Annotated in this window: 15 protein-coding genes; 6 read left to right on the top strand and 9 right to left on the bottom strand. The window is 61.9% G+C overall.

Features of this window, described 5'->3' with window-relative positions; genetic code table 11:
- Window positions 1–107: 107 nt before the first annotated feature.
- The 6 genes from AC1RTP_RS14735 (at window position 108) to AC1RTP_RS14710 (ending at window position 7,803) form a co-directional block, all read left to right on the top strand.
- Window positions 108–1,301 (top strand): phosphopentomutase, encoded by a 1,194-nt coding sequence (locus tag AC1RTP_RS14735; RefSeq protein ID WP_498608371.1) that lies wholly within the window; start codon window positions 108–110, stop codon window positions 1,299–1,301.
- Window positions 1,298–2,260, top strand: coding sequence for a deoxyribose-phosphate aldolase (gene deoC / locus AC1RTP_RS14730; RefSeq protein ID WP_498608370.1), 963 nt, complete (start codon window positions 1,298–1,300; stop codon window positions 2,258–2,260). The genes AC1RTP_RS14735 and deoC overlap by 4 nt, the downstream gene beginning before the upstream one ends.
- A 12-nt stretch (window positions 2,261–2,272) precedes the next feature.
- Window positions 2,273–4,660, top strand: coding sequence for an aldehyde dehydrogenase family protein (locus tag AC1RTP_RS14725; RefSeq protein WP_498608369.1), 2,388 nt, complete (start codon window positions 2,273–2,275; stop codon window positions 4,658–4,660).
- 127 nt (window positions 4,661–4,787) lie between these two features.
- Window positions 4,788–6,110, top strand: a complete 1,323-nt coding sequence (gene deoA, locus AC1RTP_RS14720) for a thymidine phosphorylase (protein ID WP_498608368.1) — start codon at window positions 4,788–4,790, stop codon at window positions 6,108–6,110.
- Between the two features lie 62 nt (window positions 6,111–6,172).
- Window positions 6,173–6,577, top strand: a complete 405-nt coding sequence (locus tag AC1RTP_RS14715) for a cytidine deaminase (protein WP_498608367.1) — start codon at window positions 6,173–6,175, stop codon at window positions 6,575–6,577.
- A gap of 11 nt (window positions 6,578–6,588) precedes the next feature.
- Window positions 6,589–7,803 (top strand): nucleoside deaminase, encoded by a 1,215-nt coding sequence (locus AC1RTP_RS14710; RefSeq protein WP_498608366.1) that lies wholly within the window; start codon window positions 6,589–6,591, stop codon window positions 7,801–7,803.
- Here the strand turns inward: AC1RTP_RS14710 and AC1RTP_RS14705 are convergent.
- The 9 genes from AC1RTP_RS14705 to AC1RTP_RS14665 form a co-directional block, all read right to left on the bottom strand.
- The gene (locus tag AC1RTP_RS14705; protein WP_498608365.1) at window positions 7,800–8,156 is read right to left on the bottom strand and encodes a hypothetical protein; all 357 of its coding nucleotides are present in this window, start codon (window positions 8,154–8,156) and stop codon (window positions 7,800–7,802) included. The genes AC1RTP_RS14710 and AC1RTP_RS14705 overlap by 4 nt on opposite strands.
- Before the next feature lie 11 nt (window positions 8,157–8,167).
- Window positions 8,168–8,659, bottom strand: a complete 492-nt coding sequence (locus tag AC1RTP_RS14700) for a hypothetical protein (protein WP_498608364.1) — start codon at window positions 8,657–8,659, stop codon at window positions 8,168–8,170.
- Window positions 8,660–8,661: 2 nt separating this feature from the next.
- Window positions 8,662–10,635, bottom strand: a complete 1,974-nt coding sequence (locus AC1RTP_RS14695) for a phosphocholine-specific phospholipase C (protein ID WP_498608363.1) — start codon at window positions 10,633–10,635, stop codon at window positions 8,662–8,664.
- Between the two features lie 131 nt (window positions 10,636–10,766).
- On the bottom strand, window positions 10,767–11,147 hold the full coding sequence (locus tag AC1RTP_RS14690) for a YybH family protein (RefSeq protein WP_498608362.1): 381 nt from the start codon (window positions 11,145–11,147) through the stop codon (window positions 10,767–10,769).
- Entirely contained in the window at window positions 11,148–11,546 is a 399-nt protein-coding gene (locus tag AC1RTP_RS14685) for a VOC family protein (RefSeq protein ID WP_498608361.1), read from the bottom strand.
- A complete protein-coding gene (locus AC1RTP_RS14680; protein WP_498608360.1) occupies window positions 11,546–11,971 on the bottom strand; it encodes a VOC family protein in 426 nt (141 codons plus the stop codon). Before AC1RTP_RS14680 ends, AC1RTP_RS14685 begins: the two co-directional genes overlap by 1 nt.
- 78 nt (window positions 11,972–12,049) lie before the next feature.
- Window positions 12,050–12,832, bottom strand: a complete 783-nt coding sequence (locus AC1RTP_RS14675; RefSeq protein WP_498608359.1) for a LytR/AlgR family response regulator transcription factor — start codon at window positions 12,830–12,832, stop codon at window positions 12,050–12,052.
- A 3-nt stretch (window positions 12,833–12,835) separates the two neighbouring features.
- Window positions 12,836–13,732, bottom strand: coding sequence for a sensor histidine kinase (locus AC1RTP_RS14670; protein WP_498608358.1), 897 nt, complete (start codon window positions 13,730–13,732; stop codon window positions 12,836–12,838).
- On the bottom strand, window positions 13,725–13,964 hold the full coding sequence (locus AC1RTP_RS14665; RefSeq protein ID WP_498608357.1) for a hypothetical protein: 240 nt from the start codon (window positions 13,962–13,964) through the stop codon (window positions 13,725–13,727). Before AC1RTP_RS14665 ends, AC1RTP_RS14670 begins: the two co-directional genes overlap by 8 nt.
- Window positions 13,965–14,076: the final 112 nt, after the last annotated feature.

Raw genomic sequence — 14,076 nt, 5'->3', positions numbered from 1 at the left:
GCGGTGTCTGACCCGCAGGGTCAGACACCGGGTCCGGCGGCCGCCGCGTATCGGGTGTCTGACCCCGCGGGTCAGACACCGCATTTAAGGTTTTGAGAGAGGCACCCATGTCCCGCGCATTTATCCTGTTGTTAGACTCCTTCGGCCTCGGCGCAACGCCGGACGCTGTCAAATACGGCGACCAGGCCTGCAACACCTTCGGCCACATCGCGAAATGGGCGGCCAACGAAGGCAAGCCGATGTCCCTGCCAACCATGGAAGGCCTCGGCCTGGCCGCTGCCGCGCATACTGCGTCGGGCGAGTGGGCCGCCGGCTTTGCAAAGCGCGACGGTTTCTCTGGCGCTTACGGTGCGGCGCGCGAGCAATCCACCGGCAAGGACACCCAGTCCGGCCACTGGGAAATCGCCGGCGTGCCGGTGCTGTTCGACTGGGGTTACTTCCCGAAGACCGTGCCGTCCTTCCCGAAAGAGCTTACCGACAAGCTGCAAGAGCTGACCGGCGTGCCGGGCTTCCTGGGCAACTGCCACGCTTCGGGCACCACCATCATCAATGAGCTGGGCGATGAACACGTCGCAACCGGCAAGCCTATCCTGTACACCTCCGCCGACTCCGTGCTGCAGATCGCGTGCCACGAAGAGCACTTTGGCCTCGAGCGCCTGTACGAGATGTGCGAGAAGGCGTATGAGCTGGTCCAGCCGTACAACATCGGCCGTGTGATCGCCCGTCCCTTCGTCGGCGCCAACGGTGATTACAAGCGCACTTCGAACCGCCATGATTACGCCGTGCCGCCAAGCGCACCAACCCTGCTGGACCACGTGAAGAACGAAGGCGGCGAGGTGATCGCACTGGGCAAGATCAGCGATATCTACGCCGCGCAGGGCGTGAGCCGCGTGATGAAGGGCGCCGATAATATGGCGCTGTTTGACAAGCTGCTGCAGGCGCAGGACGAGGCGGGCGACAAGTCGCTGACCTTCGTCAACTTCGTCGATTTCGACCAGGCTTTCGGCCACCGCCGCGACGTTGCCGGCTACTCGAACGCGCTGCACGAGATGGATGCGCGCCTGCCGGAATTCATCGCCAAGCTGAAGGATGGCGACCTGTGCGTGATCACCGCCGACCATGGCTGCGATCCAACTTCGCCAGGCTCCGACCATACCCGCGAACATATTCCCGTGCTGTTCTTCGGCCCTGGCGTCAAGCCACAGTCGCTCGGCATCTCCGAGACCTTCTCGGACATCGGCCAGACCATCGCGCATCATTTGGGCGTGAAACCTCTTTCCAACGGAACCAACCTGCTATGACCATCATTACTGACTTCAAGCGCAACGAGGCGATCGGCCTCGATCTGGGCTGGCTGAATCACATCCACGTGAACAAGGCCGCCGCGGACCGCCGCGCAGCATCGCTGGCGAACCGCCGCACCGTCAAGAAAGAGTACCAGGCCGCATGGCTGGTGAAGGCAATTGAACTGATCGACTTGACCACGCTGGCAGGCGACGACACCCCTGGCCGCGTTGAGCGCCTGTGCATGAAGGCCATGCGTCCGCTGCGCCAGGACCTGGTGGAAGCCTTGGGCCTGCAGGAACGCAACCTCATGACCGGCGCCGTCTGCGTGTACCACGAGATGATCCAGCACGCCGACGCGGTGCTGAAGGGCCGCCTGCCGATCGCGGCGGTGTCGACCGGCTTCCCGGCCGGCCTGACCAGCATGGAAACCAAGGTGCGCGAAGTCGAACTGTCCGTCGCCGCCGGCGCGAAAGAGATCGACATCGTTATCACCCGCCAGCACGTCCTGACCGGCAACTGGCAAGCGCTGTACGATGAAATGCTGGCTTACCGCAAGGCTTGCGGCGAAGCGCACGTGAAGGCCATCCTGGCCACCGGCGACCTGGTGACGCTGGAAAACGTGGCCAAGGCATCGTGGGTCTGCATGATGGCAGGCGCTGACTTCATCAAGACCTCGACCGGCAAGGAAGGCGTCAACGCCACCATTCCAGTGTCGCTGGTGATGGTGCGCGCGATCCGCGAATACTACGAGCGCACCGGCTTCAAGGTGGGCTACAAGCCGGCAGGCGGAGTAAGCACCGCCAAGTCTGCGCTGCAATACATGACCGTGATGAAGGAAGAACTGGGCAACGAATGGCTGGAGCCGCACTTGTTCCGTATCGGTGCATCGAGCCTGCTGACCGACATCGAGCGCCAGCTGGAGCACCATGTGACCGGCGCCTACTCCGCCGCCCATCGCCACGCGCAACCATAAGAAGACACCGCCATGCCAACTATTAACGAGATCCTCAACACTATGGACTACGGCCCTGCACCAGAAAGCCAGAAAGAAGCGCAAGCGTGGCTGGAGCAGCGCTCCCGCAAGTTCGGCCTGTTTATCGACAACGAATGGACTTCGCCAGGCGAGACCTTCGCTTGCTACAACCCGGCTGACGGTTCGCAGCTGGCAGAACTGACCCAGGCGACTGCCGTCGACGTTGCGCGCGCAGTGACTGCGGCACGCAAGGCGTTGCCGGGCTGGCAGGCATTGGGCGGCCATGGCCGTGCGAAAGTGATGTACGCAATCGCACGCCTGATGCAAAAGCACGCTCGCCTGTTCGCTGTGCTGGAAACTTTGGACAACGGCAAGACCATCCGCGAAACCCGCGACGCCGACTTGCCGCTGGTGGCGCGCCATTTCTACTACCACGCCGGCTGGGCGCAACTGTTGGACGAAGAATTCCCGGGCCACCGCGCCGTGGGCGTTGTCGGCCAGATCGTGCCGTGGAATTTCCCTCTGCTGATGCTGGCGTGGAAGATCGCTCCTGCAATGGCAGCCGGTAACACCATCGTCTTCAAGCCGGCTGAATTCACGCCGCTGACCGCGATGCTGTTCGCCGACATCTGCCAGCAAGCCGGCGTGCCAGCCGGCGTCGTGAACATCGTGACCGGCGACGGCCGCACTGGTGAAGCCATCGTCGGCCACCAGGGCATCGACAAGCTGGCCTTCACCGGTTCCACCGAAGTTGGCCGCATCATCCGCGAAGCCACCGCCGGTACCGGCAAGAAGCTGTCGCTGGAACTGGGCGGCAAGTCGCCGTTCATCGTCTTCGAGGACGCGGACCTGGATGCTGCGGTTGAAGGCCTGGTCGATTCGATCTGGTTCAACCAGGGCCAGGTTTGCTGCGCTGGTTCCCGCCTGCTGGTTCAGGAATCCGTGCAGGACCGTTTCCTGAAAAAGCTGAAGGCGCGCATGGACAACCTGCGCCTCGGTTCCCCGCTGGATAAATCGATGGACATCGGCGCCCTGGTCGATCCGATCCAGCAGCAGCGGATCGCCGGCCTAGTGGATTCCGCCCGTGCCGAAGGTTGCGAGGTGTACCAGCCTGCCGGCTGCGAACTGCCTGCCACCGGCTCGTGGTTCCCGCCAACCCTGATCACCGGCGCGTCGACTTCCGCAGCCGTGGCGCAGGCTGAAATCTTCGGCCCTGTATTGGTGGCGATGAGTTTCCGTACTCCGGCAGAAGCAGTTCAGTTGGCGAACAACACCGTGTACGGCCTGGCTTCCTGCGTTTGGACCGAAAACATCTCGCTGGCGCTGGATATGGCGCCGCAGATCAAGGCTGGCGTGGTTTGGATCAATACCGCCAACCAGTTCGACGCCTCTTGCGGCTTCGGCGGTTACAAGGAATCGGGCTATGGCCGTGAAGGCGGCCGCGAAGGCATGTTCGAGTATCTGGTGCCGGTGTCGGAAGATGCACGTCCCGCAGCGCCAACGTTCAAGAAGCCTGCCAAACCAGATACCGAGCACGTTCCGTCGACCGATCCGTTCGCAGTCGACCGCACTGCCAAGCTGTATATCGGCGGCAAGCAGGCGCGCCCTGACGGCGCCTATTCGCGCGCCATCCACGGCGCCGACGGCAAGTTCCTCGGCGAAGTGGGCGAGGGTAACCGCAAGGACATCCGTAACGCCGTTGAAGCGGCGCACAAGGCAACCGGCTGGACCAAGGCGACTGCGCATAACCGCGCACAGGTTCTGTACTACATCGCTGAAAACCTGGCGGCTCGCGGTTCCGAGTTCGCGGAGCGCATCGCTGCGCAGACCGGCACCAAGAACGCTGAGAAGGAAGTTCAGGCTTCGATCGAGCGCCTGTTCTACTGGGCGGCTTGGGCTGACAAATACGACGGCCTGGCGCACCAGCCTCCGATGCACGGTATCACCGTGGCGCTGAATGAAGCGATTGGCGTGATTGGTGTCGTCTGTCCAAATGAGAATCCGCTGCTGGGCTTTATCTCGCTGGTGGCGCCGGCTATCGCTGTGGGTAACCGCGTGGTAGCTGTGCCTTCGGAGGCGTATCCGCTGTCGGCGACTGATTTGTACCAGGTGTTCGATACGTCGGACCTGCCGGGTGGCGTGGTGAATATCGTGACCGGTTCGGCTGATGAACTGGCGCGTACCCTGGCTTCGCACTCGGATGTGGATGCTGTGTGGCGTCACGATGGTTCGGCTGCTGGCTGCGCGGAAGTGGAGAAGCTGTCGGCTGGCTCCCTGAAGCGTACCTGGACTGGCGGCGCCAAGGGGCGTGACTGGTTCTCGACTGCGCAGGCAGGCGGGCGCGTTGTGCTGGCGCATGCTTCGCAGGTTAAGAATATCTGGATTCCTTACGGAGTTTAAAACCGGTACCCCAGTGTCTGACCCGCAGGGTCAGACACTGATACGCGAAGACCGCTTGGCGAGTGTCAGACCCTGCGGGTCTGACACTGGTTTGCCGGTTTGGAAGTAAAAAAGAAAAGAGAAAAAAATGTTCCTCCCCCAGGAAATCATCCGTAAAAAACGCGACGGTGGCGTGCTGTCCAAAGAAGAAATCCAATTCTTCGTCAAAGGCATCACCGACAACAGCGTCAGCGAAGGCCAGATCGCCGCGCTGGCGATGGCAGTCTTCTTCAACGACATGTCCATGGACGAGCGCGTCGCGTTCACCCTGGCCATGCGCGACTCCGGCGAAGTGCTGGACTGGAAATCCCTGAACCTGCCAGGTCCGGTGATGGACAAGCACTCCACCGGCGGCGTCGGCGACGTGGTATCGCTGATGCTCGGCCCGATGATCGCGGCCTGCGGCGGCTTCGTCCCGATGATCTCCGGCCGTGGCCTGGGCCACACCGGCGGCACGCTGGACAAGTTCGATTCCATTCCCGGCTACTCCACCGTCCCGACCAACGACAAGTTCCGTGAAGTGGTGAAGGACGTCGGTGTCGCCATCATCGGCCAGACCGCGAGCCTTGCCCCGTCGGACAAACGCTTCTACTCGATCCGCGACGTCACCGCGACCGTGGAATCGGTCGCCATGATCACCGGCTCCATCCTGTCGAAGAAACTGGCGGCAGGCCTGGACGTGCTGGCAATGGACGTGAAGGCTGGTTCCGGCGCCTTCATGCCGACTTATGAGAAATCGGTCGAACTGGCCGAATCCATCGTCAAGGTAGGCAATGGCGCGGGCACGCTGACTTCGGCGCTGCTGACCGATATGAACGAATCGCTGTCCCCATGGGCCGGCAATGCGCTGGAAGTACGCGGCGCGATCGATTACCTGACCGGCAAGTTCCGTCCCGCACGCCTGCACGAAGTCACCATGGCGCTGTGCGCCGAGATGCTGGTTCTGGGCAAACTGGCTGCGAACGAAACCGAAGCGCGCGCCAAGTTGCAGCACGCACTGGATTCCGGCGAGGCGGCGGAACGCTTCTCGCGCATGGTGAAGGCGCTGGGCGGCCCGGCCGACCTGGTGGAGAACATGGATAAACACCTGGAGAAGGCGCCGATCGTTGTGCCGGTTCCGGCGCCGCGTGCTGGTTATGCTGCGTCCACCGTCTGCCGCGATATCGGGCTGGCTGTGGTGTCGCTGGGTGGCGGGCGTCGCCGTCCGACTGATGCGATTGATTTTGCTGTTGGTTTGACTGATTTGGCGGAGCTGGGGCAGCCGTTGCAGGCGGGCCAGCCGCTGGCGATGGTGCATGCGCGTACCAAGGAAGCTGCGGAGCAGGCGGTACGTGAGGTGCAGGCGGCGTACACTATTGCGGATGCGGCGCCGGCGGCGAATCCGATCGTCTACCGCACTATTCGGCCTTAAACCCGGTAAATCGGTGTCTGACCCGCAGGGTCAGACACTGATTTACCGGTTTTGGAGAATGCATGAACAACGAAAAACTCATCGAAGAAGCCAAGGCCGCGCGCCTGAAAGCCTACACGCCATACTCCAACTTCAAAGTAGGTGCAGCGCTGCTGACGAAAGACGGCAAGATCTTCCACGGCTGTAACGTGGAAAATGCCAGCTATGGCTTGTGCAACTGCGCCGAACGCACCGCTTTCTTCAGTGCCGTTGCCCAAGGCTACAAACCAGGCGACTTCGACAAACTGGCCGTAGTCGGCGAAACCGACAACCCCATCGCCCCATGCGGCGCCTGCCGCCAGGTCACGCTGGAACTAGGCGGCAACCAGCTGCCCGTGGTGCTGGCCAACCTGAAGGGCGACACCCGCGAGACAACTGCGGCAGAATTGCTGCCGGAAGCCTTTGGTGGCTGGGACCTTAAGAAGTAAAGAAGCAAAGAGTGAAGAAGGCCATCGACGTTCAAACAGCGGTCGCCATTGCGGCGTCTGAAGCGATTGCAGCAAAGAGCCAGGGCACGTTCGGTGTCGGCGGCGTCCTGCTCGACGCCAGCGGAACCGTGCTCAAAGCGCTGCACAATAACGTCATCAAGCTTGGCCTGATTTACGATCCCACCGCGCACAGCGAGCGCCAGCTGATCGACTGGTATTTCGCCGAACGCGCCAAGGGCCGCGAATTGCCGCCGCCCGAAGAATGCACCATCGTGACATCGCTGGACCCGTGCTGCATGTGTACGGGCGCCATCCTGGCAGCTGGCTTCAACGTGGTTGCGGCGGCGCCGGACGGCAAGGCCGGCATCAACTACAACGGTTCCGCGTTCTACCCGTCGCTGCCTGTTGCATTGCGCCCGCAAGCGGAAAGGACGTTCTCCTATCCCGCCGTGCTGGGGACTTCGTCCTATTCGCGGCGCGGGGCAGGGGTGGTGCCGAAGTCTTTCTTCATCGGGAAAACCATTTCGGAACCGACGCAAGCCTTATGCTCCTTGGTGTTCGAGGCTACTTCGGCCACCGTGATGGATTTGTTCAATATCGATCCGCCGCAGCAGGACCTGAAAGATCCCGCCTCGCTGCCGGAAGACCATTTCATCGTCCGCGCCCTCAAGCGCGCCTTCCCCGATGCATTGACCTACCGCTGCGATCCGCGCACGCCGGATGCCGGCCTGGCGCCGTACCTGCAACAAGCCATGGCGCGAGATAAGGCGCAAGGCGGCAATGGCGATGCGGTGGCGCTGCTGGATTCCTTTGGCAACCTGCTGCTGTGCAGCCATGGACGCCAGCAAACCTCTGCAATCCGCACCGCCTTCATGGAATGCACGCGGGCTTATGCCCAGTTGCGTTACAAGCTGATGGAGGGCGCCGATGCGGCGACCCAGGCGGAAGTGCGTCATTACCTTGGACACCCAAAAGACGGCACCTTCGTCTTCGCCAATGGCCCGGACGGAAGCGCGTTGAGTTTCATGACGCTGGGAGCTTATGGTTCGACGATGGAGGGCGCGCTGCCGCACAATAATCCGACGCAGTTCCAGTACGTCCGCTCCGCGATGCCGGAACAGGCACTGCACGAAATCTGCAGTCACCTGCCGCCGCTTTATCGCAACCTGATCAAGATCCGCCCAACGCAAGTCGCCGACGCAGCGCTGATCGCAGCCCTGGCTTAAGGCAGCGGCTTGCTGCTCGCGTAAATGCGCTCGCCGGTGCGAGCGATCAGGCAGTTCTTGCGCTGTATTTCGCGTATCAAGGCATCGCCCTGGATCTGGCTCTCGATCGAGCACGCCAGCAGGGAGGACTTTCTCCATTCCGCAAATTCTTCCATGAGCTGACGGCCTTCGAACGAGGGTTTGGCGTCGGCAGCGCGGTGGGCGAGTTGCTCTGCGAGGCGGCTCTTTTGGTCAAGCTCACCTTCCAGGCATTGGTTCAGGGCCGCAGCATCACGCAGGTCAGCGCAAGCGGGTGCGCCGGCGGCGGCCAGGCAACACAATGATGCAGCCAGGGCGAAAATCCATTCTTTCATTGCGACTCCTTTCAATTGCTTGCCGAACGTTCCGGATCAGGCAGTGCGGAGCGCATGGTGGGCGTCGCGCCGACTGCTGTTGTTGTAGCCAGGCTGCGCACGTCGGCGCCGCAACGCAGCTGTACGCCGTCCGCCGTCACTCGTTGCAGGACTACGCCATGGTCGAAGTCCACGCCTTCGGTCACCGTGACAGTGCCGCGCTGCGCGTGATGCAGTACGGCGAATCCGGTTTCCCGGTAGCCGCCCACGCCTGAGCTGAGCAGCTCCCACTCCGCCATGCTGCGCGCGTTGCCGCAGGCTGGCGCGGCAGGCGACAGCGTGACAGATGTGGTGGGGACGGCTTGAGCCGGGGTGCTTATCGCCGCGGCGGACACTGCGCGCGGTGCGGCGGGCACTGGCGCCGCGTCCTCGTCTGTCATGCGGCTGGCCAGCACCACGCCAGCCCCTGCCACGGCAGCGGCAAGCAGCAGTGCTGACTGTATCAGGGACGTGGCTCGGCTCATGACTACCAGCGTAGCACAGGCGGACGTGTCAGTCCGGGCACGCCTTCGACGTGGCCCACCATCGATTGCAGGAAGTTGTTGCTGCCTGCCAGCGTGATCTTCAAGTCGTACCAGCCATTCGTCGCGGCATAGGCGATGGTCTTGCTTTGGCCTGGCCCGACCGAGACAGCGGTCGAGCTGCCCGCGCCGCTGGTGATGCGATCCAGCAGCGTGAATACCGCCGTGTTTGTGGTGCCCCGGTTATCGAACAGAATGCTGATCGATTGTGTGGCTCCATCGACAGTCAGCTGGACTTGCGGTTCCATTTGGCCGTTCCACGCAGCTGCATTCAGGTAGCCCTTGAAGCGGCGGTAGAACTGGTTTGGACCGATCATCTCCAGGTCGTAGAAACCATTGCCGTAACTGATCACGCTCCAATAGTCGCGCGAGGTATTGTTGGCGGCCATTGTGTACTGCCAAGGATTGTCGCTGCGGTAGGCATTCAGGTTGATCTGCAGCGGCGCGCCCTTGCTGCCGCTGTTGCTCCAGTTGGTCCAGACGCGCTTGGCCGTCATGTCCTGGGTCAGCCAGCCATTCAGTTGGTATGGCTGCACGCGCTGCGGTTTCTGGCCCGCCTCGTAGGCCGGCATCACGGTGTTCGGCGCAGGCGGGGTAGGTGCAGGGTAGGTCTTTTGCTGTAATGCCTGCGCGGCGAGGGCAGCGGTGTTGGGAAGGGCAGGCATGGCGCTGTTGCTGACGCTGAAATCGAAACAGGAGGTCATATCGCCACACACGGAACGGCGCCAGGCGCTGATGTTCGGGCAGGTGACGCCGGTCCACTTTTCCAGGAACTGGATGATGGAGGTGTGGTCGAAGACTTCGCTGGCGATCCAGCCGCCGCGGCTCCATGGCGAACAGACGATGGTGGGCACGCGCGAGCCCAGGCCGATCGGCACGCCGGCCACGAATTCATCGGGAGTGCCCGGCGGAGGGGTAGGCGTAGTGACGTGGTCGAAGAAGCCGCCGTTTTCGTCGTAGGTGAGGATGAACGCGGTCTTTGCCCACACCGCAGGGTTGGCGGCCAACGCTTGCAGGTACTGGTTGACGTAGTCGCCGCCGACATTCGGCGAACCATTCGGATGTTCGGACTTTGCGGCGGGCGCAATGATCCAGGACACCGCAGGCAAAGTGTCATTCATCACGTCGGCCTGGAAGTCGGCCAGCACGCGCTTCTTCACGCCATTGATGTACAGCGGAGAATCAACCGGCAAGTTCTGGAACTGCTTGAACCAGGCCAGCGCGTCATCATCGTAGTTATCGACTTCCTGGTAGGTGCGCCACGAGATGCCGGCCGCCTGCAACGCTTCGGGATAGGTCTGCCAGGTCAGCGAACCGTAGGCAAAGCCATTGGTCGTGCATGGCCCGCCGTGCAAACCTTGCGGGTCGATGGTGCCGGTCATCAGGAACAAGCGGTTCGGATTGGTCGACGTGCGCGCCGAGCAGAAATAGTTGTCGCACAGGGTAAAGGCGTCGGCCAGGGCGTAATGGAAAGGGATGTCCGAGCGCGTCAGGTAGCCGTGCGAGTTCATGCCTTTGTTTGGCAGCCATTTATCGCTGCGACCCTTGTTCCAGGCGGCGGTGCCGCTATTCAGGTCGTGCGGCACGTCCGACAGCCATTGGGCCGCCGTGGTGCTGGAGTCGAGGCGCCACGGCGTGTACAAGGAGCCCGAAGAGTTGGCCTGTGAGAAGACATTGCGCGAGGTGGCCTGGATGGTCGCTGCGTGGTCGTCATTGAAACCGCGGCCGCCTTTGAGGGAGCCGAAGTAGTGATCGTAGGAGCGGTTCTCCTGGCACAGGATGACGACGTGGCCGATGGAGCCAAGCGTGCCCGAGACGGCCGGTGCGGCCAGCGCGCTTTGCAGCGCGGGCGGGAGCATGGTCGTGCCTACGGCGGCCATCGAGCCTTTCAGGAATTTTCTGCGGGTAGGTGGGTTCATAGTGGGTTCTAAGATTGGAAGGCAGCCCATCTTAGGAAGCCGATATGACGGTTTTGTGACGCGCAGGAAAATAAACAAAAGCCGCACTTTCGTAACTTTCGAAAGTGCGGCTTGGATGGGCTTTCGTTTGATCAGCTGAGCATATTGGCGTCGCGCGCCAGCTGCCATTTGCCGGCGGCGTTCTTGCGATAGACCGACAGCACATTGCCTTCCTTGCGCATGGCCTCGCCGCCCGCGAGCGGCGTGATCACCACGCGCAGGTGGGTAGTGCAATACGCCAGGTTGCCGCTGACTTCCACCTGCTTCACATCGGCGTGCGATTCAACGCGATGCGATGCCAGCACCGCGCGCACGCCTTTCTCGAAAGCGTCGCGGCCGCGCATGCTGGGCTGGCCGGGGACGTAGAATTCCACGTCCTCCGTCATCAGCGGAAGGATGCGGTCAACTTCGGCAGCCAGCGTAGCACGCGTCCATTCTGCGACCAGGTCGCGGATGGCTTGTTCGTCGCTCATTCAGGCCCCATCGAAGGAAGCGCTGGCGTCGGTCTGCATCATGCCGAAGATATTGCCGTCCGGGTCCTTGGCGTAGGCCAGCCAGCCGACGCCGGGAATCGGCATGCGCGGCACGGCGACAGTGCCTTTGAGTTCTTTCAGGCGGGCCAGCGACTGGTCGAGGTCTTCCACGTCGACGGTACAGACGAAGGCGTTGACGGAGGCGCCGTCATCCGGACGCGGGCCGCGGCGAGGCAGCAAGCCACCGTTGATGCCTGGCGCGCCGACCTCGCCAGTGCCGACGAGCCAGTACTCGCCGCCTTCCCATTTGGAAAAGCTCCAGTCGAACATCTTGCCGTAAAAGTCGATCAGGGCTTGTGGCTCGCTGGCCTGGATTTCAAAGTGAACTGTGCGTCCCATCAGTGCTCCCAAGGGTCATAAGTGCCTATGCTCCACACATGCCCTTCGGGATCGCGGCAGGTAAAACCACGGCCGCCGTAATCTTCATCCTGCAAGGGCATCTCGATTGGCGCCCCGGCTTGCACGCAGCGCGCATGCACTTCGTCGGCGTCGTTGACCACGAGGTAGGCGCTTTGCGTGACAGCCATCCCGATTTGGGAGGGCTGCTTCAACAGGCGGCCATAGTCGGTATCAAAGATGGAGCTTAGCATGATCATGCCGTTGCCATAAGAAAGCTGGGCATGGGCGATGGTGCCGTCTTCGTTGGGGACCACAAGTGCGGCCTTGAAGCCCAACGTTTTGCAGAGCCAGTCAATCGCGGCGGGCGCATCGCGGTAACGCAGGCAAGGCATGATGGTCGCGCGCGTAGCCTTTGGAATCGTCATCACTCTCTCCCTGAAAACGCTGCATGGAAAGAACAATATAGACTAGCACCGTACGGGGAGCAAGCGAACGTGGGGGCCTTACATTTGCTGGAATAAATGGGTGTTGCCGCGGCTAACTTCGAGTTCTTCCGGTGAATTGCGCACGCGAACCATCTGGCGGCCGCGCAGGTCGCGCGTCACTTCGGCGATGGCATCGACGCGTACGAGGGTGGAGCGGTGAATGCGCCAGAACTCGTTCGGGTCCACTTCGTCTTCCAGTTCCTTCAGCGTCTTGCGGATCAGGAACTCGCCCTGCGCCGTTTGCACGCGCGTATATTTTTCATCGGCGCGAAAGAACAACACTTCCTTGGTCGAGATCATGCGCAAGCTGTTGCCGACCTGGGCCTGGATCCAGTGCAGGTACTCCGGTTGCGGTGCGGCGGCGCCGGCAGGACTGCGGCCGGTTTGCTGCAGCAACTGGGTCAGCTGGCGCTCAATATTGTTGGGGGCTTTGCCCAGGCGCGATTGCAGGCGGCCGCAGGTGGTTTTCAGGCGATCCAGGTTGACAGGCTTGAGCAGGTAATCCAGCGCGCCCTGCTCGAAAGCTTCAATCGCATACTGGTCGTAGGCGGTGATAAAGACGATGTGGCAGCGGTTGAACAACATGCGCGCGGCTTCAATGCCGGTCAGTCCGGGCATGCGGATATCGAGGAAGACGATGTCGGGCTGGTGCTGGCCAGCGAGGGCGATGGCCTCGATACCGTTGGCGGCTTCCGCCACAATTTCCAGTTCGGGCCAGGCTTCATGCAGGCGCTTGCGCAGCATGTCGCGCATCGGTTCTTCATCGTCGGCAATGATGGCGGTGGCTTTGGGCTGGGTCATGGTTTAAGGCTTGGCGAAAATATCCGGTGCGAAGGGAATGCAGATGGAGGCGCGGCAGCCGCCATCCATTGGCTGCTCGATCAGCAGCTGGGCGCGGGTGCCGTACATCAGCTTGAGGCGTTCGCGCACATTGGTCAGGCCTACGCCATCGCCGGCATAAGCGTTGAAGCCGATGCCGTCGTCCTGCACGTCCACTTGCAGAACGTTGCCGTTGACGCTGGCGCGGATGTCGATGCGGCCGCCTTCCACCTTCGGCTCCAGGCCGTGCTTGATCGAGTTCTCGATCAGGATTTGCAGCATCATTGGCGGGAAGGTGGCGCTTTCCAGTTCGGGCGGCACATCCAGCGAGACGGCAAGGCGCGACTTCATGCGCGCTTGCATGATGGCGAGGTAGGAGCGCGCCATCTGGATCTGGCGGCCCAGCGTGCCGTTGCCGCGAGAACGCATTTGGGGCAGGGTGGCGCGCAGGTATTCGATCAGGTGCGTGTGGATCTTGGCCGCTTCCGGCGGATCGGTTTCGATCAACTGGCCGATCAGGGCCAGGGTGTTGAATAAAAAGTGAGGCTCGACTTGCGCTTGCAGGGCCGACATCTGGGCTTCGACCAGGCGGCGCTCCAGGCTTTCGCTACCGGCTTGCACGGCAGCCTTGCGTGCTTCAATTTCCGCCTTGCGCTTGCCGCCGGCGAGAATTTTCAGGCCTGCCGACAACAGCAGGAAGAACACGGCTTGCTCCGGATGCAGTGCCGGCGTACACGCCAGCAGGAAAGCCAGAATCCAGGTAACGACCAGCTGACGCAGTGGCACTTGTGCCAGCCAGTCGAAAAAGCTCCACCACATGGCGCTGGCGGTTTCGCCAACCTCGCCAACGAAGGAGAGCACGCCGCGTGCACGATTAACCATGTTGTTTCTTGTCGGAGAATACGTTGATGGCCAGCTTGGCGATCAGCACGCCGACGAACAAGGTGATGACCAGCGGCAGGATGGTCAGGAACAGGGCGATCACGATGCACATGCCGACGATGGCAGGCCAGGACATATGGTCCAGGGTGCGTACAAAGTGGCGGCCGATGCCGATGAAGGCTTGCCAGACTTCTTTGACGGTTTCTTTAGCGCTTTTGTTGATGGTTTTCATCACTTCCTCCTTGTTTTCGATGATGCAACTGTACCCCTGCCGCTGGCAACAATGTTGGGCTATCCGACGAACTGCAAGGAGGGGCGGATGACCTGCTGCGGAGGCCGATAAG

This window comes from Pseudoduganella sp. GW821-FHT11H04 (assembly GCF_058807935.1).
The sequence above is the reverse complement of the archived record's forward strand: the minus strand, read 5'-3'. Positions and strand labels throughout refer to the sequence as shown.

Bases quoted from the DNA above. Each gene is read 5' to 3' on its own strand.
- AC1RTP_RS14675 (WP_498608359.1), bottom strand. From the start codon at position 12,832: ATGACCCAGCCCAAAGCCACCGCCATCATTGCCGACGATGAAGAACCG.
- AC1RTP_RS14685 (WP_498608361.1), bottom strand. From the start codon at position 11,546: ATGGGACGCACAGTTCACTTTGAAATCCAGGCCAGCGAGCCACAAGCC.
- AC1RTP_RS14705 (WP_498608365.1), bottom strand. From the start codon at position 8,156: ATGAAAGAATGGATTTTCGCCCTGGCTGCATCATTGTGTTGCCTGGCC.
- AC1RTP_RS14690 (WP_498608362.1), bottom strand. From the start codon at position 11,147: ATGAGCGACGAACAAGCCATCCGCGACCTGGTCGCAGAATGGACGCGT.
- AC1RTP_RS14715 (WP_498608367.1), top strand. From the start codon at position 6,173: ATGAACAACGAAAAACTCATCGAAGAAGCCAAGGCCGCGCGCCTGAAA.
- AC1RTP_RS14680 (WP_498608360.1), bottom strand. From the start codon at position 11,971: ATGACGATTCCAAAGGCTACGCGCGCGACCATCATGCCTTGCCTGCGT.
- AC1RTP_RS14695 (WP_498608363.1), bottom strand. From the start codon at position 10,635: ATGAACCCACCTACCCGCAGAAAATTCCTGAAAGGCTCGATGGCCGCC.
- AC1RTP_RS14670 (WP_498608358.1), bottom strand. From the start codon at position 13,732: ATGGTTAATCGTGCACGCGGCGTGCTCTCCTTCGTTGGCGAGGTTGGC.
- AC1RTP_RS14700 (WP_498608364.1), bottom strand. From the start codon at position 8,659: ATGAGCCGAGCCACGTCCCTGATACAGTCAGCACTGCTGCTTGCCGCT.
- deoA (WP_498608368.1), top strand. From the start codon at position 4,788: ATGTTCCTCCCCCAGGAAATCATCCGTAAAAAACGCGACGGTGGCGTG.
- deoC (WP_498608370.1), top strand. From the start codon at position 1,298: ATGACCATCATTACTGACTTCAAGCGCAACGAGGCGATCGGCCTCGAT.
- AC1RTP_RS14665 (WP_498608357.1), bottom strand. From the start codon at position 13,964: ATGAAAACCATCAACAAAAGCGCTAAAGAAACCGTCAAAGAAGTCTGG.
- AC1RTP_RS14725 (WP_498608369.1), top strand. From the start codon at position 2,273: ATGCCAACTATTAACGAGATCCTCAACACTATGGACTACGGCCCTGCA.
- AC1RTP_RS14735 (WP_498608371.1), top strand. From the start codon at position 108: ATGTCCCGCGCATTTATCCTGTTGTTAGACTCCTTCGGCCTCGGCGCA.